The 26,847-nt window shown below is 43.0% G+C and carries 20 protein-coding genes; 8 read left to right on the top strand and 12 right to left on the bottom strand.

Annotated elements, in window-relative coordinates; genetic code table 11:
• Window positions 1–123: 123 nt before the first annotated feature.
• Entirely contained in the window at window positions 124–486 is a 363-nt protein-coding gene (locus tag DW862_RS13025) for a co-chaperone YbbN (RefSeq protein WP_008022638.1), read from the bottom strand.
• Between the two features lie 239 nt (window positions 487–725).
• Between DW862_RS13025 and DW862_RS13020 the strand changes: the two genes are divergently transcribed.
• From DW862_RS13020 to DW862_RS13010, 3 genes are read left to right on the top strand one after another with little or no spacing between them, the layout of a single operon-like run.
• Window positions 726–1,991, top strand: coding sequence for a TolC family protein (locus DW862_RS13020; RefSeq protein WP_008639957.1), 1,266 nt, complete (start codon window positions 726–728; stop codon window positions 1,989–1,991).
• Between the two features lie 22 nt (window positions 1,992–2,013).
• Window positions 2,014–3,108, top strand: coding sequence for an efflux RND transporter periplasmic adaptor subunit (locus tag DW862_RS13015; protein WP_120068690.1), 1,095 nt, complete (start codon window positions 2,014–2,016; stop codon window positions 3,106–3,108).
• 14 nt (window positions 3,109–3,122) lie between these two features.
• Window positions 3,123–6,248, top strand: a complete 3,126-nt coding sequence (locus tag DW862_RS13010) for an efflux RND transporter permease subunit (protein ID WP_120068686.1) — start codon at window positions 3,123–3,125, stop codon at window positions 6,246–6,248.
• 88 nt (window positions 6,249–6,336) lie between these two features.
• Here the strand turns inward: DW862_RS13010 and DW862_RS13005 are convergent, their stop codons facing one another.
• The 4 genes from DW862_RS13005 to DW862_RS12990 all read right to left on the bottom strand — a co-directional run bounded on the left by DW862_RS13005 (window position 6,337) and on the right by DW862_RS12990 (window position 11,916).
• A complete protein-coding gene (locus DW862_RS13005) occupies window positions 6,337–7,668 on the bottom strand; it encodes a HAMP domain-containing sensor histidine kinase (protein ID WP_120068683.1) in 1,332 nt (443 codons plus the stop codon).
• 20 nt (window positions 7,669–7,688) lie between these two features.
• Window positions 7,689–8,363 carry a response regulator transcription factor gene (locus DW862_RS13000; RefSeq protein ID WP_055234796.1) on the bottom strand — a complete coding sequence of 225 codons (675 nt, stop codon included), beginning with the start codon at window positions 8,361–8,363 and terminating at the stop codon, window positions 7,689–7,691.
• Between the two features lie 141 nt (window positions 8,364–8,504).
• Window positions 8,505–10,169, bottom strand: a complete 1,665-nt coding sequence (locus DW862_RS12995; protein WP_004316977.1) for a long-chain fatty acid--CoA ligase — start codon at window positions 10,167–10,169, stop codon at window positions 8,505–8,507.
• A gap of 280 nt (window positions 10,170–10,449) precedes the next feature.
• A complete protein-coding gene (locus tag DW862_RS12990) occupies window positions 10,450–11,916 on the bottom strand; it encodes a potassium/proton antiporter (RefSeq protein ID WP_074705139.1) in 1,467 nt (488 codons plus the stop codon).
• Window positions 11,917–12,082: 166 nt separating this feature from the next.
• Between DW862_RS12990 and DW862_RS12985 the strand changes: the two genes are divergently transcribed.
• On the top strand, window positions 12,083–13,267 hold the full coding sequence (locus tag DW862_RS12985; RefSeq protein WP_117809602.1) for a uracil-xanthine permease family protein: 1,185 nt from the start codon (window positions 12,083–12,085) through the stop codon (window positions 13,265–13,267).
• Window positions 13,268–13,474: 207 nt separating this feature from the next.
• On the opposite strand, the gene hcp is transcribed toward DW862_RS12985, so the two are convergent.
• From hcp to DW862_RS12955, 6 genes are all read right to left on the bottom strand, one after another.
• Window positions 13,475–15,106 carry a hydroxylamine reductase gene (gene hcp / locus DW862_RS12980; RefSeq protein ID WP_162613001.1) on the bottom strand — a complete coding sequence of 544 codons (1,632 nt, stop codon included), beginning with the start codon at window positions 15,104–15,106 and terminating at the stop codon, window positions 13,475–13,477.
• Window positions 15,107–15,256: 150 nt separating this feature from the next.
• A complete protein-coding gene (locus tag DW862_RS12975; RefSeq protein WP_120068678.1) occupies window positions 15,257–15,925 on the bottom strand; it encodes a Crp/Fnr family transcriptional regulator in 669 nt (222 codons plus the stop codon).
• 10 nt (window positions 15,926–15,935) lie between these two features.
• Entirely contained in the window at window positions 15,936–17,249 is a 1,314-nt protein-coding gene (locus tag DW862_RS12970) for a PAS domain-containing sensor histidine kinase (RefSeq protein ID WP_008022633.1), read from the bottom strand.
• Window positions 17,246–18,586, bottom strand: a complete 1,341-nt coding sequence (locus DW862_RS12965) for a sigma-54 dependent transcriptional regulator (RefSeq protein WP_087321176.1) — start codon at window positions 18,584–18,586, stop codon at window positions 17,246–17,248. Before DW862_RS12965 ends, DW862_RS12970 begins: the two co-directional genes overlap by 4 nt.
• Window positions 18,587–18,661: 75 nt before the next feature.
• On the bottom strand, window positions 18,662–19,465 hold the full coding sequence (locus DW862_RS12960; protein ID WP_083823390.1) for a hypothetical protein: 804 nt from the start codon (window positions 19,463–19,465) through the stop codon (window positions 18,662–18,664).
• The gene (locus tag DW862_RS12955) at window positions 19,446–20,249 is read right to left on the bottom strand and encodes a metallophosphoesterase (RefSeq protein ID WP_087321174.1); all 804 of its coding nucleotides are present in this window, start codon (window positions 20,247–20,249) and stop codon (window positions 19,446–19,448) included. Before DW862_RS12955 ends, DW862_RS12960 begins: the two co-directional genes overlap by 20 nt.
• Window positions 20,250–20,550: 301 nt before the next feature.
• Between DW862_RS12955 and DW862_RS12950 the strand changes: the two genes are divergently transcribed.
• Window positions 20,551–21,225, top strand: coding sequence for an ABC transporter ATP-binding protein (locus tag DW862_RS12950; RefSeq protein ID WP_120068675.1), 675 nt, complete (start codon window positions 20,551–20,553; stop codon window positions 21,223–21,225).
• Between the two features lie 14 nt (window positions 21,226–21,239).
• A complete protein-coding gene (locus tag DW862_RS12945; RefSeq protein WP_120068672.1) occupies window positions 21,240–23,558 on the top strand; it encodes an ABC transporter permease in 2,319 nt (772 codons plus the stop codon).
• Window positions 23,559–23,597: 39 nt separating this feature from the next.
• On the opposite strand, the gene DW862_RS12940 is transcribed toward DW862_RS12945, so the two are convergent.
• A complete protein-coding gene (locus tag DW862_RS12940) occupies window positions 23,598–24,959 on the bottom strand; it encodes an MATE family efflux transporter (protein ID WP_120068669.1) in 1,362 nt (453 codons plus the stop codon).
• Between the two features lie 150 nt (window positions 24,960–25,109).
• Here DW862_RS12940 and DW862_RS12935 point away from each other — a divergent pair, with 150 nt between their 5' ends.
• Window positions 25,110–25,757, top strand: coding sequence for an HAD family phosphatase (locus DW862_RS12935; RefSeq protein WP_120068666.1), 648 nt, complete (start codon window positions 25,110–25,112; stop codon window positions 25,755–25,757).
• A gap of 265 nt (window positions 25,758–26,022) precedes the next feature.
• Window positions 26,023–26,844 carry a 3-methyl-2-oxobutanoate hydroxymethyltransferase gene (panB, locus tag DW862_RS12930; RefSeq protein WP_004316964.1) on the top strand — a complete coding sequence of 274 codons (822 nt, stop codon included), beginning with the start codon at window positions 26,023–26,025 and terminating at the stop codon, window positions 26,842–26,844.
• Window positions 26,845–26,847: the final 3 nt, after the last annotated feature.

Genomic DNA, 26,847 nt, shown 5'->3' with positions numbered 1-26,847 from the left:
TCTTTAGACTGGCTAAGATTTATGCATACCCCCAATGATTATCGGGTGAGCCGTATTATATCAAAAGCCTGGTAGTTTATCAGTCTATCGTCATAAGGAACTTTCCGGACTTTCGATGTTTTTCTATTCTGAAAGTAAACTGGTTTCTATTAATTCTTTCAATTGGGCTTTATTCATAGTGCCTAATTTCATTGCCGGTTTGCCGTTCAACGGGCAAAGTAACAGATTGGGAATGGTACGAATCTTAAATGCGCTTTCCAGTTCCGGTTCCTGATCGACATCCACTTTATAAATATCTAATTTACCTTCGTATTCTTTTGCCAATTGGTCTAATATAGGCGATAATGCTTTGCAATAGACACACCAGGGTGCATGAAAATCGACCAGGCAAGGTTTATTCCCTTTAAAGTTCCAACTATCAGGATAAGATTGATAATCAGCTACTTTCTCAACAAAACTATCTTTGGTTAAATCTATTATTTTCATATATCCTACTATTTTTTAATGATTCGTTTTATTTTCTCTCCTGCAAAGATAGGGGAGTTGGAATGAAAGAAGGCTGGCCATTTTTCCTGTTGTGTTTACAATTCTTCCTTTATGGCTCTTTTCTAATCAAATTCTAATCTGATATGAGAGGCTTATAATCGTTTTTTTCCGTTTCTCCGGTTGCAGAATTGTAATTTTGCTGCGACAACTACGATAAGGTAATAAAGATAAATATAGTAATGAACAGAGAATTTTTAATTTCTTTTTTTCTTCTGCTGACAGGAGGAATATGTGCGCAACAGGCTACCACAGGAACATTAACGCTGAAAGAGGCGGAACAACGTTTCCTGGAACGTAACTTATCGCTGATAGCCGAACGGTATAACATTGATATGGCACAGGCACAAGTGCTGCAAGCCAGGTTATTTGAGAATCCGGTCATCTCGCTGGAACAGAATGTCTATAACCGCTTGAACGGAAAGTATTTTGATTTTGGTAAGGAGGGTGAAACGGTTGTGGAGGTTGAACAGGTCATTCGCCTTGCCGGACAGCGAAACAAGCAGATAAAGCTGGAAAAAATCAATAAGGAAATAGCGGAATATCAGTTTGAAGAGGTGATGAGAACACTCCGTCAGGAGTTGAATGAGAAGTTTGTGCAAGTCTATTTTCTTTCGAAATCCATATCCATCTACGAGAAAGAAGTGAACTCTCTGCAAGAACTGCTTGCCGGAATGAAGCTGCAACAGGAGAAAGGAAATATCTCATTGATGGAAATGTCTCGTTTGGAATCTATGCTATTTTCGCTGAAGAAAGAGAAGAACGAACGGGAAAACGAGTTGCTGACTCTTAGAGGAGAACTGAATGTCTTGTTAAATCTTCCGGGAGATACTACGGTTAAGTTATCACTGGACGAAGAGGTGTTGAAGCAATTGGATTTGTCTCAATTATCGTTTGCTGATTTGAAAGCGATGGTAAATGAACGTCCGGACTTGAAGATTGCCAGAAGTACGGTAAGTGCTTCCCGTGCCAATCTGAAATTGCAGAAATCGATGGCATTTCCGGAGTTCTCGGTGAAAGGGAACTATGACCGTGCCGGAAACTTTATCAATAACTATTTTGCGGTAGGAGTGAGCTTGTCAGTACCTATTTTCAATCGCAATCAGGGAAATATAAAGGCAGCCCGTTTTAGTATTCAACAGGCAGGAGCGGAACAGGAAAATGCTGCTAATCGTGCAGATATGGAACTTTATACCGCTTATGCTTCACTGGAAAAAGCAGTTCAGCTTTACCAATCTACCAATATGGATTTGGAACGTAATTTTGAGAAACTGATAACAGGAGTGAATGAAAACTTTACCAAGCGGAATATCAGCTTGCTGGAGTTTATCGATTATTATGACAGTTATAAGGAAACCTGTATTCAGTTGCATGAAATAAAGAAAGATGTTTTCCTCGCGATGGAAAACCTGAATACAACTATCGGGCAAAATATATTAAACTACTAATATTCATAAATTATCAAAGACTATGAACTGGAATAAATTCCTTCCTTGCATATTGCTTACTACCGTATTGGGAGCATGCTCCGGTAAAGGAGAACAACCGAATGTTGAACCGACTGCTTTATGCCTGACAGATAGCTTGTTGAGAATTGTATCTGTCGATACGGTTCACGTTCAAGAAGTGATTGATGAACTGACATTGAACGGACGGGTCACTTTTAATGAAAATCAGGTAGCGCATGTATATCCGATGTTTGGAGGCACGGTGACGGAACTGAAAGCAGAAATAGGAGATTATGTTCGTAAAGGAGATGTACTGGCAGTCATCCGCAGTGGAGAAGTGGCGGACTATGAGAAACAATTGAAAGAAGCGGAACAACAACTGTTGCTCGCTCGCAGAAACATGGATGCTACGCAGGATATGTATAATTCCGGCATGGCTTCGGATAAAGATATGCTTCAGGCAAAGCAGGAGTTGACGAGTGCCGAAGCCGAAGAAAGAAGGATAAAGGAAGTCTTTTCCATTTATAATTTCTCCGGAAATGCTTATTATCAGTTGAAATCTCCTGTTTCGGGCTTTATTGTGGAGAAACAAATCAGCAGGGATATGCAGTTGCGTCCGGATCAGAGTGAAGAGTTGTTCACGATTTCGGGGTTGTCGGACGTATGGGTGATGGCAGATGTGTATGAAAGCGATATCAGTAAAGTTTCTGAAGGTGCTTCTGTACGCATTTCTACATTGGCCTATCCGGATAAGATGTTTGCCGGCACTATTGATAAGGTATATCATTTGCTGAATAGCGAAAGTAAAACAATGAATGTCCGTATCAAATTAAAGAATGAAGAGTATCTGTTGAAGCCGGGGATGTTTACGAATGTAAGTGTGAAGTGCAAAGCAGATGGAACTTCAATGCCTCGTATCGATTCTCATGCGCTGGTGTTTGAAGGAGGGAAAAACTATGTTGTTGTAGTAGAGCCGGATCAGCGTTTGCAGGTGAAAGAGGTAGATGTATACAAACAGTTGAGCAAGGAGTGCTATATCCGTTCCGGGCTTTCCGAGGGGGACAGGGTGCTGAATAATAATGTATTGTTGGTATATAATGCGTTGAATGCAGATTAAAAACAGAAAATAGTATGCACAAATTCATAGATAATATAGTGGCTTTCTCGCTGAAGAATAAGTTCTTTATTTTCTTCTGTACAGCGATTGCCGTTATAGCCGGAGCTGTTTCTTTTAAACATACTCCGATAGATGCTTTCCCGGATGTGACGAATACGAAAGTGACGATTATCACGCAATGGCCGGGACGTAGTGCGGAAGAGGTAGAGAAGTTTATCACCATTCCTGTTGAGATTGCCATGAATCCAGTTCAGAAGAAAACGGATATTCGTTCTACCACTCTTTTCGGACTTTCTGTAATCAATGTGATGTTCGAAGATCGTGTGGATGATTTCACCGCCCGTCAACAGGTATATAATTTATTGAATGATGCCGATCTTCCTGACGGGGTTACTCCGGAAGTGCAACCGTTATATGGCCCGACGGGAGAAATATTCCGTTATACACTCCGTAGTGATAAACGTAGTGTGCGGGAGCTGAAAACAATCCAGGATTGGGTGATCGAGCGTAACCTTCGTTCGGTATCCGGCGTAGCGGATATTGTGAGCTTCGGCGGAGAAGTGAAAACGTTTGAGGTAAGCGTGAATCCTCACCAGTTGATTAACTATGGAATTACTTCTTTGGAGCTTTATGATGCGATAGCCAAGAGTAACATCAATGTAGGAGGAGATGTCATCACCAAGAGTTCACAAGCTTATGTTGTTCGTGGAATTGGTCTGATTAATGACTTGGAAGAATTGAGAAACATCGTAGTGAAAAACATCAACGGTACTCCGATTTTGGTGAAGAATCTTGCCGATGTACACGAGTCCTGTTTGCCACGCCTCGGCCAGGTAGGACGAATGGATGAAGATGATGTGGTACAAGGCATTGTAGTCATGCGGAAAGGGGAGAATCCGGGCGAGGTGATTGCAAACCTGAAAGATAAAATAGAAGACTTGAATCAGAATATACTTCCCAAAGATGTGAAAATCGTTTCATTCTATGACCGGGAGGATTTGGTGAATCTGGCGGTAAAGACGGTGACACATAACCTGATCGAAGGGATTTTATTGGTTACGTTTATTGTATTGATTTTTATGGCAGATTGGCGGACTACCGTGATTGTTGCTGTCGTTATCCCATTAGCCCTTCTATTCGCTTTTATCTGTCTACGGGTGATGGGAATGTCCGCCAATCTGCTTTCTATGGGAGCCATTGACTTCGGTATCATTATTGATGGGGCAGTGGTGATGGTGGAAGGAGTGTTTGTGGCTTTGGACAAGAAAGCAAGGCAAGTAGGAATGCCGGCATTTAATGTCATGTCCAAAATGGGATTGATCCGTAATACCGCAAAAGACAAGGCGAAGGCAGTTTTCTTCTCCAAATTGATTATCATTACCGCGTTGATTCCTATCTTCTCTTTCCAGAAGGTAGAAGGAAAGATGTTTTCTCCCTTGGCCTATACGCTGGGTTTTGCACTGTTAGGAGCTTTGATCTTTACGCTGACCCTGGTGCCGGTAATGTCGTCTATGCTGTTGAAGAAGAATGTGCGTGAGAAGAATAATCGTTTTGTCCGTTTTATCAATACAAAGTGTACGGCTCTTTTTGATTTATTCTATGCGCACAGAAGACTGACTATCGGACTGGCAACGGTCATCGCAGGTGTCGGATTATGGCTTTTTTCTTTCTTGGGTACGGAGTTTCTTCCACAGTTGAATGAGGGGTCTATCTATATTCGTGCCACCTTGCCACAAAGCATTTCGCTGGATGAATCGGTGACGCTTGCCAATAAAATGAGAAGGAAGCTATTAACGTTTTCGGAAGTACGTCAAGTCCTGTCACAGACCGGCCGACCGAATGACGGAACAGATGCTACCGGATTCTATAATATCGAGTTTCACGTTGATATATACCCTGAAAAGGAATGGGAGAGTAAATTGACAAAAATGGAACTGATCGATAAAATGCAGGAGGATTTATCCATTTACCCCGGCATTGACTTCAATTTCTCACAACCGATTACCGATAATGTGGAGGAAGCCGCTTCCGGTGTGAAAGGCTCTATTGCGGTGAAGGTGTTTGGTAAAGACTTGTATGAGTCGGAGAAATATGCGGTGCAGATTGAGAAAATCCTGGGTACGGTTCAAGGGATTGAAGACTTGGGGGTGATTCGGAATATCGGTCAGCCGGAACTTCGTATAGAGTTGAATGAAGGTCAGTTGGCGCGTTATGGCGTTGCTAAAGAAGATGTGCAATCGATTATCGAGATGGCTATTGGTGGAAAATCGGCTTCATTGTTGTATGAGGACGAACGGAAATTCAATATCATGGTAAGGTATAGCGAACAATTCCGCCAGAATGAAGAGGAAATAGGTAAAATACTGGTTCCGGCAATGGATGGCACAATGGTGCCTATCAAGGAACTGGCGGATATAACGACCATTACGGGACCATTACTTATTTTCCGTGATAATCATGCACGATTCTGTGCAGTGAAATTCTCGGTGAGAGGCCGTGATATGGGTACGGCAGTTGCCGAGGCACAGAAAAAAGTGAATGCATCCGTACATCTGCCGACAGGATATTCGCTGAAATGGACTGGTGATTTCGAGAACCAGCAACGTGCCACGAAACGCTTGGCACAAGTGGTTCCCATCAGTATTGCTATCATCTTTATCATCCTGTTTATTCTGTTCTCTAATGCGCGGGATGCCGGACTGGTATTGCTGAATGTGCCATTTGCCGCTGTGGGGGGTATTGTAGCCCTTCTGATAACACGATTCAACTTCTCCATTTCTGCAGGTATCGGTTTCATAGCCTTGTTCGGTATTTGTATTCAGAACGGCGTGATTATGATTTCCGACATCAAGGCGAATCTGAAACTGGGTTCTCCTTTGGAGGAGGCCACGAAAGAAGGAGTACGCTCACGTATCCGCCCTGTGATTATGACAGCGGCAATGGCGGCTATCGGTTTGTTGCCTGCTGCCATGAGTCATGGAATTGGTTCGGAATCACAGCGTCCGTTGGCAATTGTTATTATCGGCGGATTGATAGGAGCGACTTTCTTTGCCTTGTTTGTCTTTCCTCTCATCGTAGAAGTGGTATATGAACGAATGTTATATGATAAAAACGGAAAGTTATTGCAAAGACGTATTTAGTTCATTTCTATTCTGTGGAAAAAACGCTCATAGATTAAATTTGTAGTTTTCAGTAGGTAGAGTGAGAAAGGGATAAAAGAAGGGTGAATTAAAAAATCACCCGTACTTTTGTTCCTTTTTCTATTTCTGAAGATATATCCAGCTTTCCATGATAAGCAGAAATGATTTTCAAAGTCAGACTAAGTCCGATGCCTTGTCCGGCATAATCCCGGGTGTTACTACACCGATAGAAAGACTGGAAAATATGCTCTATTTCTTCTTGCGGAATACCGATTCCCTGATCTTCCACCTCAAGAATGACTTGTTGCTGCTCCCGATAGAGAGCCACATTTACTTCCTTATCGGAGTATTTACATGCGTTGTCAATTATATTTTTCAATGCTATCTTTAACAGATAAGGATTAGCCTTAACAACAGCTTGTTGTTCTGTTGCTTCCAAGTGGAGACGGATTCTTTTATTAAAATCGGTCAACTCTTTCAATATATCAGATAGAATGATCTCTTCCACATTATTTTTCAGGAGTTCTTCTTCCTGCCGCGAAAGAAAAAGAAGGTGGCGGATCAGGCTGGACAACCGTTTACTCTCCGAAGAAATTCGTTGCAGGGATTCAATGTATTCTCCGGTACTTCTTTCTTTGAGCAGGCTGATTTCACATTCTCCCTGAATAGCAGTAATCGGATTGTTCAACTCGTGCGAAGCATGGCTTACAAAGGATTTCTCTGCCTTGAAAGCACTATCCAAACGGTCGAGCATACTATTTAATGTTTTTATCATCTCCTCCAGCTCGTCATTGTTTCCGGTAGTCTTTAGCCGACGATTCAGACTGTTGGCCCGTATTCTTTTCAACTCCTTTAGTATGTGTTGCAGCGGAACCAAAATACGACCGGAATATATTTTCCCGATGAAAAAGATCAGGATGGAACTGGCTAAAACGAGGAAAATGGAAAGTAACAACAGATGTTCCTTGATTTCTGTTCCGTAGGCATTCCGGGACATGACAAGTACGATGAAATTCCCTTCATTATCCGGATAATAAAGGGCGGCTCCCAACTGATCCTTATATTTAAAAGAAAAAGGAATACTGTCTTTCCCTGCCAGTAGAAGTGTTTGCTGGTGTTGCGTGAGATACTTATTCAACGTATCACGCACTTCAGAAAGACTATCCATGTTGAGAAGAATCTCATGAGCTTCGGGCAGAAGTTCATCATATTTGCGTTGGATAATCTGGTAACTCTGTTCGTCTACTTCATCCTTTTCCCAGTGCTTCTGTGCAGTCAGGTAGGCTTTCTCACGCAGGTAGGAAGCATAGAGCTTATTGATATACTGTGTACTGAAAATATAAAATACAGCAATGATAATGACAGTCGTCAACACGCTGATTAACGTATAGAAAAGAGCTATTTTGGAACCTATTTTCATAGCCGGGATAGTTGGTGAGTTTAAGTATTCATGATATATCCTAATCCTACGACTGTGTGAATCAGCTTTTTATCAAAGTCACGGTCTATCTTTACCCGGAGATAGTTTACATAAACATCTACGATATTGGTGTTGGTATCAAAGTTCTTGTCCCACACATCTTTGAGCAGGGTGATACGTGAGAGCGCAACCCCTTGGTGAGTCATGAAATATTCGAGCAGACGATATTCCTTGACAGTAAGATCAATATCTATATTGCCTCTTTTAGCTTTTCGGGTATTGCAATCCAATATCAGATTATCACAAGTCAGCAGATTGGAGGTTACTTCTTTATTGCGTCTTAACAAGGCCTTGATGCGTGCCTCCAGTTCTTGGAAACTGAAAGGCTTGACGAGATAATCATCTGCTCCCGCATCCAGTCCTTTGACGATATCTTCCGTTGTACCCAGAGCTGTCAACATGATCACAGGAGACTGGTAGCCGAACGTCTGCCGATAAAGCCGGCAAAGTTCCAAACCGTTTATTTTCGGCATGATAATGTCCAGTATCAAAAGATCGAAAGGTTCGTCCTGAAGGATTTTCCAACCGGCGTTTCCGTCATGACAGACGGTTACTGTATGTCCGAACTCTTTTAACCCCCGTTCAATGAAAGAGGCGATGTTTATTTCATCTTCAACTAATAATATCTTTGCCATCATTCAGATTGTTTATGCGCAAAGATACTTTTTTCCTGGCATCTGAAGAAAGAAATTTGCTCTACATTTAAGTGTTTCTCCTTTTTGAGTTGTACTGTTTTTCTGAAATTGCAAGGATACTTATCGCGCTATCCGGGATAATTATCCCTTTGCTTCCTGATACATAAAGCGTTTGATTGACTTTTTCGCAGTCTTTTCAAATTCCTCGAAATGGATCTTTATCTTGCTTATTTGAGAATAGTTAGGAAGCTGTTGATTCAACTCGATACGGTTTTGTTCCATCACTTTCTGAATATCCGTCTGCTGCAATCCATGAGCGAAAGCGTCATCGAAATCCGGATAAATCATTGCTACCAGCTTTTCATGCTGTAAGACAATCAGTGATTCCGCAACATACGGCATATTATTCAGCTTGCTTTCAATTTCTTCCGGATAGATGTTCTGTCCGCTAGAGGTGAGAAGCAGGTTTTTGCTACGTCCGCGAACTGTTACGTAACCTTCTTCATCCAACGTGCCGAGGTCACCGGTATGCAGCCAGCCGTTAGCGTCAATAATTTGCGCGGTAGCTTCCGGATTTTTGTAATATCCCAGCATCATGTTCATTCCTCTACATACGATTTCTCCGGCATGCGTTTCCGGGTCCGGCGAGTCAATACGAACTTCCATTCGGCTGGTTGCCTTACCACAAGAAGCAAGTTTCAGCGTTTCCCAACGACTGGAGCAAATGATAGGACCACATTCAGTCATACCGTAAGCGATTGTATAGGGGAATCCTATCTTTTTAAGGAAGGCCTCAACTTCAGCATTGAAAGGAGCGCCTCCGATAATAATCTCGTCAAAGTTTCCACCGAAGATTTCCATGGCGGCCTGCCGTGCCAGCGATTTGATTTTATCATTCACGATAGGCACTTTAAGCAATAACTTACCGATTGTGCTGTCTACTTTAGGAAGAATATCTTTCTTAATAATCTTTTCCACAATCAATGGCACACAAGAGATCACTCTTGGCTTGATTTCAGAGAAAGATTGAGAAATGATTTTCGGAGACGGCATGCGCGTCAGGAAATAGATGTGCGCACCTGCAGAAAATCCGTAAAGGAAATCATATACCATACCGAACACATGTCCCATAGGCAACATGGAAACGATATGATCGCCCGGTTTAACAGGAAGCATCTCGAAGCAGTAAGCCACATTCGACCAAAGACTGCGATAGGGGAGCATCACTCCTTTAGAGTAACCTGTGGTGCCGGAAGTATAATTGATAATAGCCAGTTCTTCAGGATGATCCTTCCGGTAGCAAATATGTTCCGGGCGGAAGTTCTTGGGATATTGTCGACCATATATTGCATTCCGGTGTTCAAAAGCATAAGTGAGTTTCTCGTTGCGTGATACTAATGGTGAGAAATCTGTTAGTAAAGCAATACCCTCTAATAAAGGCATGGCGTCCTCATTCAAATTTTCCCAGGCTTGGTCACCGACAAAAAGTAATTTGGCTTCGGAATGGTTGACGATATTATGAATATTATCTGCCTTGAATTCATGCAAAATAGGAACAATAACGGCTCCATAAGTAATCGTTGCCAGGAAAGTAACCGCCCAATGGGCACTGTTACGTCCGCAAACGGCTATTTTATCTCCCGGCTGGATGCCGGCACTTTCCAAGACAATGTGAAATTTAGCGATTTTACGCGCTACATCCTTATATTGAAGGGTAATTCCTTTATAGTCAGTTAAGGCATCCTTGTCCCAGTTTTTGATGATGCTTTGCTCAATATAATCAATGAACTGATGTTCTTGTTCCATTCGATTTTTGCACATTTAGTTTAAAACTGCGCAAAATTAATACTTCGCTGATGTAAACCGAATTTTAAATTCAAGTTTTACGGTTAATTAACGGAGGGGAATGAACAATTTTTACGGCTTGCTAACGCGTTTTCGTGTTTCTTCCTTAAAACTAGTCTGTTGGCCTATTAAAAACATTTCGTCTCCACGCATGAATAAGAAACGAGTGTCTTGTAGGGACAAGAGGCTTCATACGTGGAGACGAATCAGTTATAGTGTATAGAATCAATCTTTTCGGATGTTAGTCAGAATCAGTCTCTTCTTCTTTTGATTTTTCGGAGATGAGCAGCAGTTTATCTCCTTCATGCAGTTTCAGCGTTCCGTTGGGAATCAGGAACTCATCTCCACGCTTCACAATCATTACCAGCGTGCCTTTCGGGAGATTCATATCTTTCAATGTATCTGCTTCTTCCAACATACTTTTAGTAATAGTCATATCACTAAGATCAGAGTCTATTTCTTCCGGGAGTTCCACTCCGAAATCATTTCCTGTTTTTTCCAGTGGTTTGGAAAGATTCAAGATCCGGGCTACGAAAGAAATCGTTGTTCCCTGTACCACTAATGACACGATGGTAATAAAGAAAACAATGTTGAAGATGAGGTTCGAACCTTCTACGCCCGCCACTACCGGATAGGTGGCAAAGATAATAGGAACTGCACCGCGCAATCCTACCCAGGACACGAAAATACGTGATTTCATCGTGATTTTCCGGAATGGAAGCAAACAAAGGAATACGCTTAACGGCCGGCCGATAATAATCATAAAGACACCAATCAACAATGCCACAGCAGCTACTTCCAACATCTCGTGCGGATTGACAAGCAATCCCAGGCAAAGGAACATGATGATTTGAAACAACCAGGTCAGTCCGTCCATAAAGGTGTAGATATCCTTACGATGCATGATTTTATTGTTTCCCACCATGATACCGGCGATATATACGGCAAGGTATCCGTTACCTTTCAGTAAGTCGGTGATGGAGAAAGTGAAAAATACAAATGCAAGTAATAAGATAGGATATAAGGCCTGATTGTCAATATTGAGCTTGTTCAACATTCGGATAGCGAGCTTTCCAAGTACATATCCGGCAGCCGCACCGACGATAAACTGGATGGCAAAAGAACCGACTATGGCTCCGGCTCCCATACCAGACGACTGAATGAACTGTATCAGGACAATGGTAAGCATATAAGCCATCGGGTCATTACTTCCGCTCTCCAACTCCAGCATGGGGCGGAGGTTATGTTTTAAGTTCATTTTCTGTGAACGGAGAATGGCGAACACCGAAGCCGAGTCCGTAGACGACATGGTAGAAGCCAAAAGCAGGGAAGTGGTGATAGGCAAATAAATATTAGACCAGCTCATACCTGATATCCACCAGATAAAGAGCCCGGTGAAAAGAGCTGTGAGTAGTACTCCGACAGTGGAAAGCACGATACCGGGACCTAAAATAGGTTTGATTTCTCTGAATTTCGTATCCATACCTCCCGAGAAAAGGATAATGCTTAGGGCGACCATACCGATAAACTGCGCGTCTTTCGCGTCGTGGAATTGCAGGCCGAGGCCGTCACTTCCAAACAACATTCCTACTACGAGGAACAATAATAAGGTAGGTACTCCAAAGCGATATCCGGTTTTTCCAACAACAATGCTGACGAAAAGTAAGATAGAACCGATAAGTAGGGTGTTTTCTGCTGTAAATATCATAGGCAATATATTATAAAGTTATAAAATTGTCGTTTTAATTCTCACCGTGCGAAGTTACACATTATTAACAACAAATAAAACCTCTTTTTAGATGTATTTTTGTGAAAAAAGGGAGTTAAATTGTCTAAAAAGACTAATTTTGCAGAGATTAATCTACATTATACTTATGGATTCAAATAATCTTACACCTTTGAGGAAAGGGGTGGTGGGGGTACAATTCTTGTTTGTGGCTTTCGGAGCTACGGTACTCGTGCCGTTATTGGTGGGACTCGATCCTTCGACAGCTCTGTTTACAGCAGGTATTGGTACGCTTATCTTTCATGCCGTTACGCGTGGAAAGGTTCCTATCTTTTTGGGAAGTAGTTTCGCATTTATTGCGCCTATCATTAAAGCGACAGAACTTTATGGGCTGCCCGGCGCCTTATCCGGCATGGTTGGAGTTGCATTAGTTTACTTTGTGATGAGTGCGCTTGTCAAATGGCAGGGAGTGCGGGTGATTGAACGGTTGTTTCCTCCTGTTGTCATAGGACCTGTCATTATTCTGATAGGTTTGTCATTGGCAGGAACGGGAGTGAATATGGCAAAAGAGAACTGGGTGCTGGCTCTGCTTTCATTGGTGACTGCGGTTGTTGTTTCGATGAAAGCTAAAGGACTTTTGAAGCTGATACCTATTTTCTGTGGAATTGTAGTGGGGTATCTGGCTGCATGGCTCTTCTATGGTTTGGATTTGTCCGGCGTCAGAGATGCCGCTTGGATTGGATTGCCGCAGTTTGTCTTTCCTAAATTCTCATGGGAGCCGGTGTTATTTATGATTCCGGTAGCTATTGCTCCGGTGATAGAGCATATTGGTGATGTCTATGTGGTGAATACGGTTACGGGAAAAGATTTCGTGAAAGACCCGGGATTGCACCGCACCTTATTGGGTGATGGTCTGGCTTGTTTCTGTGCCGGATTGCTGGGTGGGCCTCCTGTGACTACCTATTCGGAAGTGACAGGAGCCATGTCATTGACAAAGATTACCAATCCGCAAGTGATCCGAATAGCTGCCATCTCTGCTATCTTATTCTCCGTTATCGGTAAAATCAGCGCATTACTAAGATCCATACCTAGTGCGGTACTGGGTGGCATTATGCTGTTGCTTTTCGGGACGATTGCCTGTGCGGGTATTGGTAATCTTGTGAATAACTGTATTGATTTGAGCCGTACAAGAAATATCGTTATCGTGTCTTTGACACTGACTGTCGGGATTGGTGGCGCTGCTTTTAGCTGGGGTGATTTTTCTTTGTCCGGTATCGGATTGGCAGCTTTGGTAGGAGTAGTTCTCAATTTGATATTGCCCAAAGAAGATTAAAAAAGGAAATCACTATAAAAGGAAGCCGGTATTCGAGAAGAAAGAATAAACGCAGGATTCCCGATTATATATAAAAAAGATAGTGACGGTATATGATGGAAATAGTGACGGTATCATTGCCGTATAGCGTCACTATCCTTATCATATACCGTCACTATCTTTTAGAAGGAAATTTGCCTGTAAAATACCCTTCTGTTCCCTTATCATTTATGATAGAAACTTCACAATATCTTCATCCACTGTACTGATACCTCCGATTCCAAATTGCTCGATCAATACGTTCTTTACATTCGGTGAAAGGAAAGCTGGAAGAGTAGGTCCTAAATGAATATGTTTCACTCCTAAAGCCAGCAATGCCAATAAAACAATGACCGCCTTTTGTTCGTACCATGCAATGTTGTATACGATAGGTAACTGATTCACATCATCTAACCCGAAGATTTCTTTCAGTTTTAGAGCGATTACAGCCAGTGAGTAACTGTCGTTACATTGTCCCGCATCCAATACTCTCGGAATACCGTTGATATCACCTAAAGCTAATTTATTGTATCTGTACTTGGCGCAACCTGCCGTAAGAATCACTGTATCACCGGGTAGCTTTTGAGCAAATTCCGTATAATATTCACGGCTCTTCATACGTCCGTCGCATCCTGCCATTACAAAGAACTTACGGATGGCTCCACTTTTCACGGCATCCACCACTTTATCCGCTAAAGCCGTCACCTGTGCATGAGCGAATCCACCGATGAGTGTTCCGTTTTCGATGGCTACGGGTGGCTGGCATTGTTTAGCATGAGCAATCAGGGCAGAAAAATCTTTCGGTTTTCCATCCTTGCGCTCGGGGATATAATGCGCGCCTTCCAGCCCACAGGCTCCTGTGATGTAAATGCGGTCTTTGTAGCTGGCATTCGCACGTGGCGGAACAATACAGTTACTTGTAAACAGGATCGGACCGTTGAAACTTTCAAATTCCTCTTTTTGTTTCCACCAGGCATTTCCGTAGTTTCCTGCCAGATGCTTATACTTCTTTAGTTGAGGATAATAGTGCGCAGGCAGCATTTCACTGTGCGTATATACATCTATCCCTGTACCTTCCGTTTGCTCCAGCAACTCTTCGAGGTCTTTTAAATCATGTCCGCTTATCAATATACCCGGATGATTGCGGACACCAAGATTCACTTGTGAGATTTCCGGATTACCGTAACTGCTCGTATTTGCCTTGTCCAGCTGTGCCATTGCCGATACTCCATGTTTTCCTGTTTCCAGCGTTAATTGAACCAATTCTTCCACAGTAATATCATTGCGGGTCAATTCGGACAATGCATGCTGCATGAATGCAAATATCTCCGGTGACTGATAACCCAGGTTATGCGCATGCTCTACGTAGGCAGCCATTCCTTTCAGGCCATAGTGTACGAGTTCTTTTAGTGAGCGTATATCCTCGTTGGGCGTGCGAAGCACACCGACCGTTTTTGATTTTTCTTCAAATTCCTCTTCGTTTCCATCCCAAAGACATTCGTCAGGAGCATTCTCGATCTTTACCTTACCGGCAAGTTCCTTTTTCAGTTTCAGTCCTTCTTTGATTTTTTCGGTGATCGCTACTTTATCAAAATTGGCGTTAGTGATGGTGATGAACAAAGCATCATAGATAAATTTGTCTGCTTGTTCGGAAGACTGTCCCTCTTTACGCAGATGTTCGTTGTAGACAGCAATTCCACGTACTACAAAAAGCAGCAGGTCTTGCAGGTTAGCCACTTCGGAAGTTTTACCGCATACACCTTTTAAGGTACAACCCGTACCCATTGCGGTTTCTTGACATTGATAACAGAACATACTCATAACTTTTACGTTTTTAATTAGTCCAACAGTTTATTTATTGAACGCAAAAGTAGAGGAAAGGTTTCAGGTGATTCTGTAACCAATGTTACAACAATGAATATTTTTATCTCAAATACTCACAATTAGATAAATGATTTTTAAATCGGAGCATTATTGGATGAGCCGGACCAGTTCTTCTTTCTGTAAGATAGTGATATGTTTACGATCTGCTATCAATAGTCCGTCTTCCTGCATGTGTGCCAGTTCGCGGGCGAGGGAAGGGCGGGAGACTCCGAAGTAATCACTCAACTCCTGTTGCGAACGGTCGAGGGTGATATGTGTCTGTTGCTGTTGTTTGTACAGGCGGAGCAGGTAGGAGGCAAGTTTCTGACGAATGGTCTTGAATGACATGAAGAAAAGTTTATCTGATAAAGTCCGTGCATAATTGGCGGAGAGATTCATATAGTTTTCCAAAAACAGCTCGTTCTTGCGGAACAAACTCAAAACACTTGGTTTAGGAAGCTCGATCACCTCTGTCGGTTCATTGGCAGTTACCTCCACCGGATAGCGGTTCTGCTCACCAAACAGGAACAGGGGGGCAATCGCTCTGGGAGCAGTTATATCTTCCACCTTGATAAGACGTCCCGAATAGTCAATCATTTCCCCACGCACACTTCCTTTGGTCAGGATGACAAGACGGTTGCACACATCTTCCTGTCGCGCCAGGATTTCTCCTTTCTTATAAGAACGTGTATGAAAACTGATCTCTTCCAGATCGGCAAGAAGTCTTTCCGGAGTGATTCCACGGAATAACGGATTATTGGCTAGTGTAGGTATCATATATCAATCGTTATTTGAATTTTAAAATAAACGTTGTCTCTTTCTCTCGTAGTAACGTAAGGCTTCCTCCCGAAAGGCGCATGATTTGGCGGGAGATACTAAGTCCGATTCCGCTACCGCCTTCTTTGGTCGTAAAGAAAGGAATGAAGATATGTTCTGCTATTTCCGCTGGGATTTCGGGGCCATTGTTCTTTATCTCAATCCATATTTCTTCCATGTCATTGCAGGACGCCTTCAACTCAATTCTCCCATCCGGCTGATTGCCGATTGCTTGAATTGCGTTCTTTAAAAGATTGATAACTACCTGTGAAATAAGATTCTCATCTGCATATACGATTAAGTCCGCAGGAGTAATCTCTGTGTGGAAACGGATATGCTCACATGGATGCTGATGACAGGCAAGTTCAACCATTCTTTCTATGAATGCTTTCACATAGAACAAGGAGGGTTCCGGTGTCGGTATACGTGTGAATTGCCGGTATGATTCTACAAAGGCAAGCAACCCTTTTCCGGTCGTACTGATTGTTTGCAATCCGTGATTTATTTCTTCGTCTTTATTCGCTGATATTGAAAGAAGCGTATCGCAAAGGGAAGTGATGGGAGTCACAGAGTTCATGATTTCATGTGTCAGTACCCGTGTCAGCCGGATCCATGAATCTATTTCTTTTTCATCCAGTTCGGTATTGATATCATTCAGGGCAAGGATGCGCAGATGCTCTTTGCGTACATTGATTTCCGATACACGGATGGATAAGTTAATCGTTCCCCGTTCATTGTGAAATATGACTTGTAGTTTGTCACCCGGGCGACAGTTCTCTATTTTTTCCATAAGCTGCGCATCCACCTGACTCAATTGGCGGATATGTGTAAACACATTCAGCCCTAAAATACGGAGTGCTTCTTTGTTCTTCTGATAAACGGCTCCATTGTCATTGAGCACTACTAATCCTGTACTGACAAAGTCGAGAATTAGTTCGTAGTATTTCTCTTGCTGGGCTGTTTCAGCTTTCACGCTATATAAGATATGTCCCACGCGGTTGAGCGCCCGGTTTATTTCTTTGCTTTCGGGAGTACCGTTTTCTTCGGTAAAATGAAATGTATTATCATTATTCTCGAGCGCATCAATCATAAAAAGCACTTGTTTGGTGTGGAGGCGATAAAGGCGGATTTGCCAAAGTATGCTAAGAACCAATAGACAAAGACTGACTCCTAACCAGCTGTATGATTGATGTATACCGAACCACACGGACGATATACAGAAAAGTACCGTCAGTAAGACTCTGAACCAATATTGAACACCTACTTGTTGAAGCTGCACTGTCATAATCCGAACTTTTTCATCTTGTTATAAAGAGTCTGCCTGGTTATTCCCAGTTGGGCGGCTACTGCCGATAAGTTTCCTGCACAAGTGGCGAGCGCTTTCCGTATCATCTGCATTTCCATCTCTTCCAGCGTAGAAATACTTTTCTCCTGACTCTCCGTCCGTGGAATGGATAATTGGAACAATTCGGCGGGAACGAGCGGACTGTCATTGATGATAACGGTCTTTTCAATCACGTGTTCCAGTTCACGGATATTACCATACCAAAGGTGTGCTTTCAATTTATCTTTAGCGTCGGGAGTGAACTTCATCAATGCCTTGTCATATTGTTTGCAAAAGCGTACCATGAACCTTTCGGCCAATGGAATAATATCTTCTTTCCGTTCCCGCAAAGGAGGAATCTCTACATGAATGGTATTGATGCGATAGAGCAAATCTTCCCGGAATTCACCTTTCACTACCATCTCTTGCAGATTCCGGTTGGTTGCGCATATCAGTCGGATATGAATGGGAATCGGCGTGTTGCTTCCCACTCTCACAATGCTTCGTCGTTGGAGGACGGTCAGTAGCTTTGCTTGCAGGTGGTAAGGCAGGTTGCCTATTTCATCGAGAAACAGCGTACTATTATCGGCAGCCTCAAATTTGCCGGTCCGGTCGGCGTGTGCGTCGGTGAAAGAACCTTTAACGTGTCCGAAAAGCTCACTTTCAAATAAAGACTCTGTGATAGTCCCCATATCCACTGCAATCATTTCTTTGTATTTGCGGTTGGAAAGGAGATGAATCTCCCGTGCCAGCATTTCTTTCCCCGTTCCGTTTTCGCCTGTTATCAGGATATTGGCGTCGGTGATGGCTACCTTTTCAATCAATGAGCGGAGTTGCTGCATCACTTTGCTTTCTCCCCAGTACATAGGTGAGTGAGTCGTTTCTTCTTTGTTGTCTGTTTTCTTGTCGTTGTGCGTAGAAGCTGCTGCGGTTTGCAGGGTTTCCACCAGTTTTTGGTTATTCCAAGGCTTGACGATAAAGTCGGTTGCTCCTTCTTTAATCCCCCGGATAGCCAGTTCGATGTCGGCATAAGCTGTAAAAAGTACGACCGGAAGTTCCGGACGTACTTTCTTTATTTCATGCAACCAGAATAAACCCTCATTACCGGTGTTGATGCCTGATGTGAAATTCATATCCAACAAAATTACTTCCGGTGTTTCTTCCCTTATGACACTGGACAGGGTGACAGGAGAGGAGAGTGTGACAATCTTGGAAAAATAACTTTTCAGAAGGATTTGTACGGCAGTCAATACTCCTTTATTATCGTCTACAATGATGATTGTTCCTGATTTACTCATTTTCGTTTAAGTTTGTAAAGCGCAAACTTACGAAAAAGTGAGTTATAAATCATAATTCATAAATCATAAATTCTTTTATAACCACTGGAACTTCAATCCGAATGATAAACTAAGATAATCACGGGGACGGAGATAGCTATTGTTTACTGCACTGATAACATACAGGTCGCACGTACTTATTTCATAGAAAAAAGTCACCGACTTGGCTAAAAATCTACGTTGCGGATCAATATCGTATGTCAACCGTTGTCCCATGAAAACATGAAAACGTACTTTGCTGGAGAAACCATAGTAACCTTTCGGATAACGTTCCGGCTCATTTACCCAAAACTGGTCGCCAAACACGGTATTCACATAAAGCCCGCAGGTAAGAGGTTCCGTAGAGAAGCCCTTTCCGATATTAATGCTCCAGGGCATATAGTTCTGCTTGAGCGTCATGGTTACTTTGGCCTTCTTTGACGAATATTTCGGTATAAATCCGAGCAATATATCCGTTTCCCACTGATTACGTTTCCCGTAGTCCCATCCCGTACCGAAAGAAAGCAATCCCATGTTTCCGGCATACTGTATTTTGGAGTGCGTCGGGATAATCCGTTCCCAGTGACTGCGGAAACGGTGAATCCGGTTATCGTAACGACTGTGTTTCACCTGCTTCGGTGTAACCGGCAATACAGAGTCCGCTCTGATGATCGTAAATATAGAATCTCCTGTGCGAAAAGTGATAATTGAATCATCTTTGATAATGAAACGGAGTGAATCAGCCTTGTACGAGTTGATGATTGTATCTGCTTTACAAGTAGCTGAAATCAGACCGGGAAGTAACAGAAGTACGGATAATACTCCTGCGCGCAAGATATAGTTAGTATTTAACCAGTTCATATTCATATTTTTCCGGGGTTATTGTAAATACCAGATAAGTACGGTAATCCATACAATCACTGGTAACATAATGTATTCCATCATCAAAGATCACATCGTCTTGATAATGGTGTGTGTGAGCAGCAGTGCAAACTTGTATTCCCGGGTATTGTCTGATATAATGTTGAAATACTTTAGCCACATTATCGTTGAATACATCCGTGTAAGGGCGTGCGTGCATACTAATGACAGTCTTTTCAAACTCGTCCAGCCTGCTCGTAATCTCTTGTTCCATAAAGGTAAAGTTCGGCACAGGTTCAGAGTAGTCATACTCCAGCGCATTGGTGTTCAGGCAGACAAATTTCACATTACCTGCGATGAAAGAAAAGTTGGTGGGACCGAATACCGCCTTGTATGTTTCTGCTCCCGTCCCCAAACAATCATGGTTGCCGATAAGGACTACATAAGGCACGTTAAGTCCGTTCATGATATCCCTTTGCCAGAGAAACTCTTTGGTTAGTCCGAAGTCACTCATATCCCCTCCGTGAATAACGAAGTCGATATCATTCCGTTTATTAATCTCTTTCACGAAATCTTCCGTTTCATCGTACCATCGTTGTGAGTCGCCCATAGTCACAAAGCGTATGGTCGTTTTACCTTGGCAGTTTGCCTCTATTCTTTCGATATTATGTGCGTTGACCTCTGTTTCGCCGCTGATACGGACGTCGTATGGATGGTAATCTATCATGCCGCATCCGGAAAGTAAAAAGCACGATAAGAATACATATACACTCTTTCTCATCATAATTATTTTGTTTATAGTCTAGAAAACTAAATACAAAGATAAAGTTTTCTATTTGGATGGACAATCGGCTAACAGGCAAATAGGACTCTTTGAACAATAAATGGGAGATATGGAACAGTATCGATTTGTCTAATAATTAGACGGTCCTGTCTAATTATTAGACAATGCTTGGGAAACTAGGAAAAGATAAATGATTGAAAATGAATAGCTATTCTTGTTTGGCATACTTTCTGCATGACTAAAAACGTCAATAGTAAAACTGGAAATAAATCTATGTAGAACAACATCATAAATAAACAAGATGATACAGATTGAAAATATTAGTAAAGTATTCCGTACTACCGAAGTGGAGACGGTCGCATTAAATCATGTAAACCTTGAAGTAAAAGAAGGAGAATTTGTTGCTATCATGGGACCGTCTGGTTGTGGGAAATCCACCTTATTAAACATCCTCGGCCTATTAGATAACCCCACTGAAGGCTCTTACCTGCTGATGGGAGAAGAAGTAGCTGGTCTGAAAGAAAAGGAGCGTACCCGTGTCCGTAAAGGTAAACTGGGCTTTGTATTCCAGAGCTTTAATCTGATAGACGAATTGAACGTCTATGAGAATGTGGAACTTCCGCTCACTTATTTAGGTCTTAAATCTTCCGAACGCCGCCGAATGGTGGAAGACATTCTAAAAAGAATGAATATCAACCACCGTGCTAAACATTTTCCTCAACAGCTTTCCGGCGGACAACAACAACGGGTGGCGATAGCCCGCGCGGTTGTTACCAATCCTCAATTCATCCTTGCCGATGAGCCTACAGGTAACCTTGACTCAAAGAACGGAGCGGAAGTGATGAATCTGTTGACGGAACTGAATAGAGAGGGGACAACCATTATCATGGTGACCCACTCACAGCACGATGCCAGTTTCGCACATCGTACCGTACATTTATTCGATGGAAGTATTGTAGCAAGTGTAAAGGCATAAACAGAGAACCAACCATGAGACAAATCTATTATACTATACGTACCTTATTGCGTGAACGCGGATCGAATATCATACGAATCATTTCCCTTTCTTTAGGGCTTACTATCGGTATTCTGCTTTTCTCGCAGATAGCCTTCGAACTAAGTTATGAGAAATGCTATCCGGAGGCGGAACGCTTGGCACTCGTACGTTGTCAGATGACTAATCTTAGTACAGGCGAAACCGCAGGTGATGATGGAGAGATCGGTTATGACTATACTGTTTTCGATGTGGTGGCACCTACTTTGGCAGAAGAGATGCCGAAAGAAATAGAAGTAGCCAGTAGTGTCCTTTCGATGGGAAGTGCCAATATTTATTATGAAGATAAACTGTTGCCCGATGCAGATTACATCTTTGCGGATACTTGTTTCTTTCAGACTTTCGGCATACCGGTGTTGGAAGGCAATCCCAAGGATATGATTATGCCCGGAAGCGTTTTTGTTTCGGAGCATTTTGCCCGTGAGACGTTTGGAGATGAAAGCCCTGTTGGTAAAGTGCTTTCTGTTGAAAAACAAAACACACTGACCATACGTGGGATCTACAAAGATGTACCGGAAAATACGATGCTCACCCATGATTTCGTGATATCTGTTCATCAGAATGGAGGGTATCATGCAGGAGCCGGCTGGAGAGGAAATGATGTCTTTTACGCTTTCCTTCGTTTGCGCCATGCTTCGGACATTGACAAAGTGAATGCTGACATTCAGCGGGTGATCGGGAAATATACAGATTTAGAGTATGATGGCTGGAAAATTGAATTTAGCGTCCTTCCATTGGTGAAACGTCATCTGGCTTCTCCCGATGTACAAAAGCGTTTGGTCATTTACGGATTTTTGGGTTTTGCTATCTTCTTTGTGGCTATCATGAACTATATGCTGATATCCATTGCTACTTTAAGCCGTCGTGCAAAAGGAGTGGGAGTACATAAGTGCAATGGAGCCAGTTCCACCCATATTTTCAGAATGTTTATGGCAGAGACGGGAATCCTTGTCATTCTTTCCGTATTGCTTAGTTTCTTACTGATAATCAATGCGCGTGGTCTGATTGAAGATTTACTTTCCGTCCGTCTTTCCTCACTTTTCACTTGGGAAACGTTGTGGGTACCGTTGCTCACTATCCTTGTTCTCTTCATACTGGCAGGTGGCATACCGGGACGATTATTCTCCCGTATCCCTGTCACGCAGGTATTCCGCCGGTATACAGATGGGAAGAAAGGGTGGAAACGTTCGTTATTGTTTGTGCAGTTTACGGGAGTTTCTTTCGTCTTGGGATTGTTGCTGGTCACTCTGTTGCAGTACAGTCATCTGATGAGCCGTGATATGGGTATCGTCGTGCCCGGATTAGCTCAAGCGCAGACATGGTTGCCTAAAGAATCGGTAGAGCATATCAAAGACGATTTGAACCGCCAGCCGATGGTAGAAGGAGTGACCGTTGCCGTGAATGGGGTGTTGGGCGAGTACTGGACACGCGGACTGATGGGAAATGACGGTAAGCGGATTGCTACCCTAAATTACAACTCCTGCCATTACAACTATCCTGAAGTAATGGGTATTAAGATTATAGAAGGTACTACACTGAAAAAGCAGAACGACTTATTGGTAAACGAAGAACTGGTGCGTCTGATGAAATGGATCGACGGAGCAGTAGGTAAAACAGTGAATGACATTCAAGGAACGATTGTAGGTGTATTTCGTGACATTCGCAATAACAGCTTTTATGGGGCGCAATCTCCTATTGTCCTGATTGGAGATGAAAATGCCAACCACGCCTTTGATGTCCGCTTGAAAGAACCATATAATGAGAATCTGAAACGTCTGAATGAGTTTGTAGAAAACACCTATCCGAATATATCCTTGCGTTTTATCCTGGTAGATCAAATGGTGAAAAATATCTATAAAGACGTATACCGCTTCCGCAATTCCGTCTGGATCACTTCCGCCTTTATCCTACTGATCGTTATCATGGGATTGATTGGCTATGTGAACGATGAAACCCAGCGCCGGAGCAAAGAGATAGCTATCCGGAAAGTGAATGGAGCCGAAGCATCTCATATCCTCGGATTACTGACACGTGACATTTTATACGTTTCAGTGATTTCTATCCTAGTAGGCACTACCGTTTCTTATTTTGCAGGACAGGCATGGCTCGACCAATTTGCCGAGCAGATTGATTTGAATCCATTGCTTTTTGCTGCTACTGCCTTGTTCGTCCAATTACTGATTGTAATCTGTGTTGTTCTGAAAGCATGGCATATCGCGAACGAGAATCCGGTCAATAGCATTAAGGCAGAATAGGCCGAATAGAATAAATGGCAGAATAGGGCAGACACCGCCTTATTCTGCTATTACCGGATGCTGTTTGGAAACCTTCTTGATGTAAATCATCAGACTGACAACGGCTGTAATAAACGCCAGCGCATCCGATACCGGCATACTGATCCAAATTCCTTCCAATCCCCACCAGTTAGGGAACAGTAATAAGCAAGGCAAAAGATAAAGCAACTGACGCGTCAGCGAAAGGAAAATACTGACTTTTGCCTTGCCGATACTTTGGAAGAAGTTACCGATTACAATCTGTGCCCCTACAAACGGGAACATCAACACAGTCAGCCGGATACCGCCTACCGCCAAATCAATCAATTCATCACTATCGGTGAAGAGAGCCGATACGGCATGAGGGAAGAACTCACAAATCACGAACCCGCTGCTCGTAATCACTACCCCGGAGATAATCCCCAGTCGCAGCGTTTGTTTCACCCGGTCTATCTTTTGTGCGCCGAAGTTGTAGCCTACGATTGGCTGCATACCCATAGTCAGCCCCAACACAATCATTACATAAAGCGTCAGCAACCGGTTGATGATGCCATACGCGCCGATAGCCATATCGCCCCCATAGTCTTGCAGACTGTTATTGATGATAATCACGATGGCACACGCACACACATTCATCAGGAATGGAGACATACCGATGGCGAAGATACTTTCTACAATCCTCGGTTTCATTTTCCAGATATTCCCTTCAAAATGCACCGTACTGTCTTTCTTGGTGAAGTGGCTCACCACCCACACCATACCGATTAACTGCGAGATAACCGTTGCCGTAGCCGCACCCCTCATTCCCCATTCGAAGTGGAAGATAAAGATAGGAGCGAGGATGATGTTAGCCACCACCGTTACCATTGAAGTAAGCATAGCCTTTTTGGGGTATCCGGTAGCGCGCATCACGTTGTTCAGCCCGATCATTGTGTAAGTGATGGGAGTTCCCAGCAAAATCACCTGCATAAAGCTGCGTGCATACGGAAGGGTGTCGGCGCTGGCTCCGAAAAAAGTCAGTATATCATCCAGGAAGATAAAAGATAGAATACCGAAGAAAAGAGAATTTGTGATACAAAGCATCAGCGTATGTGACAAAATTTCCGTAGCCCCTTTCATATCCTTCTGTCCCAAACGGATAGAGGCGAGGGTAGACCCACCAGCCGAAACCAGTGTACAGAAAGCGACAACAAGATTCATCAGCGGGAAGCTGATAGCCAGTCCGGCAATAGCCATCGGTCCTACGCCATGTCCGATGAAGATACTATCAATGATGTTATAGATAGAAGTAATCGTCATTCCGATAATCGCAGGAATGGAATATTGTAACAGCAATTTGCCGATACGTTCTTTGCCTAAAATGTGCGGGTCGTTCTTGCTCATGCGCCAGTAGATTTTGTTGGATAAAAACGTATGTTACGTTTTTTTTAGCTTTGCAAAGGTACGAATTATTTGCCTGATTCGATGATTATTCGGAACTTTGCGGCGATAGATACACAAGGTTTAACGTTTTAGGTAAAAAGACAGTTTAATATGAATACAACGAAAACAATTGCAGCACTTTTCGACTTTGACGGTGTCATCATGGATACAGAAACGCAGTACACTGTTTTTTGGGACGAGCAAGGACGGAAATATCTGAATGAAGAAGATTTCGGACGCCGTATCAAGGGACAGACGCTATTACAAATCTATGAAAAGCATTTCGCGGACAAACCCGAAGCACAGCTCGAAATAAGCGCTGAACTCAATGTTTACGAGAAAAAGATGTCCTACGAATACATCCCCGGAGTAGAAGCCTTCATAGCCGATCTTCGTCGGAACGGTGCAAAGATAGCCGTAGTCACCAGCTCCAACGAAGAGAAGATGGCAAACGTCTACAATGCCCATCCCGAATTTAAAGGAATGGTAGACCGCATCCTGACAGGAGAAATGTTTGCCCGTTCAAAACCCGCTCCCGACTGTTTCCTGTTGGGAATGGAAATCTTTGAAGCCACCCCCGAAAACTCCTACGTCTTTGAGGATTCTTTCCACGGCCTGCAAGCCGGCATGACTTCCGGGGCAACCGTGATCGGACTTGCCACCACCAACTCACGCGAAGCCATCACCGGAAAAGCCCATTATATAATAGACGACTTCACCAGCATGACATACGAAAAAATGCTCTCTCTCCATAAATAACGGCATTATTTTTAAATAGTTACCTCACTTATATTATATTAATAAATGAAATAAGAAAAATAACCGAGATAAATAAAAATAGTGAGACCCACCCATCCTTTCAAATGCCTTCCAACTATCCAAGCGAAGCATTTGAAAGGATTTTTTGCTTTTCTTTCCCAGTTATGAATTAAATGTTATAACTTTGCCGCAATTTTTGAAAGCGTTCAAATGCGCAGACATCAATGACATAAATCATAATTCATAAATCATAAATTAAAAAGACATGGCTGGTTATATATCAGATGACACAAGAAAGGTGACTACTCATCGCTTGGTTGAAATGAAACAGAGAGGCGAAAAAATATCTATGCTGACTGCGTATGATTACACAATGGCACAGATTGTAGACGGTGCGGGAATGGACGTAATCCTGGTAGGCGACTCCGCTTCTAACGTAATGGCAGGTAACGTGACTACATTACCTATCACGCTCGACCAAATGATTTATCATGCCAAATCCGTAGTACGTGGTGTAAAGCGTGCGATGGTGGTAGTTGATATGCCTTTCGGATCTTACCAAGGCAATGAGATGGAGGGACTTGCTTCCGCTATCCGCATCATGAAAGAAAGTCACGCTGACGCATTGAAGCTCGAAGGCGGTGAAGAAATCATTGACACGGTGAAACGTATCGTATGCGCCGGTATCCCTGTGATGGGACATTTGGGACTCATGCCTCAATCCATTAACAAATACGGAACCTATACCGTACGTGCCAAAGACGAAGCCGAAGCCGACAAACTGATTCGCGACGCCCATTTATTGGAAGAAGCAGGCTGTTTTGCCATTGTACTCGAAAAAATCCCCGCTACCCTTGCAGAGCGTGTAGCTTCCGAACTCACTATTCCTATCATCGGAATCGGTGCCGGCGGCCACGTAGACGGTCAGGTATTGGTTATTCAGGACATGCTTGGCATGAACAACGGATTCCGTCCGCGTTTCTTACGTCGTTATGCTGACTTGTACACGGTGATGACCGACGCCATCAGCCGTTACGTTTCCGACGTGAAGAATTGCTACTTCCCCAACGAGAAGGAACAATATTAAGAT

The organism is Bacteroides sp. AM37-9 (assembly GCF_003603455.1).
GTDB classification, from domain to species: Bacteria; Bacteroidota; Bacteroidia; order Bacteroidales; family Bacteroidaceae; genus Bacteroides; species Bacteroides xylanisolvens.
The sequence above is the reverse complement of the archived record's forward strand: the minus strand, read 5'-3'. Positions and strand labels throughout refer to the sequence as shown.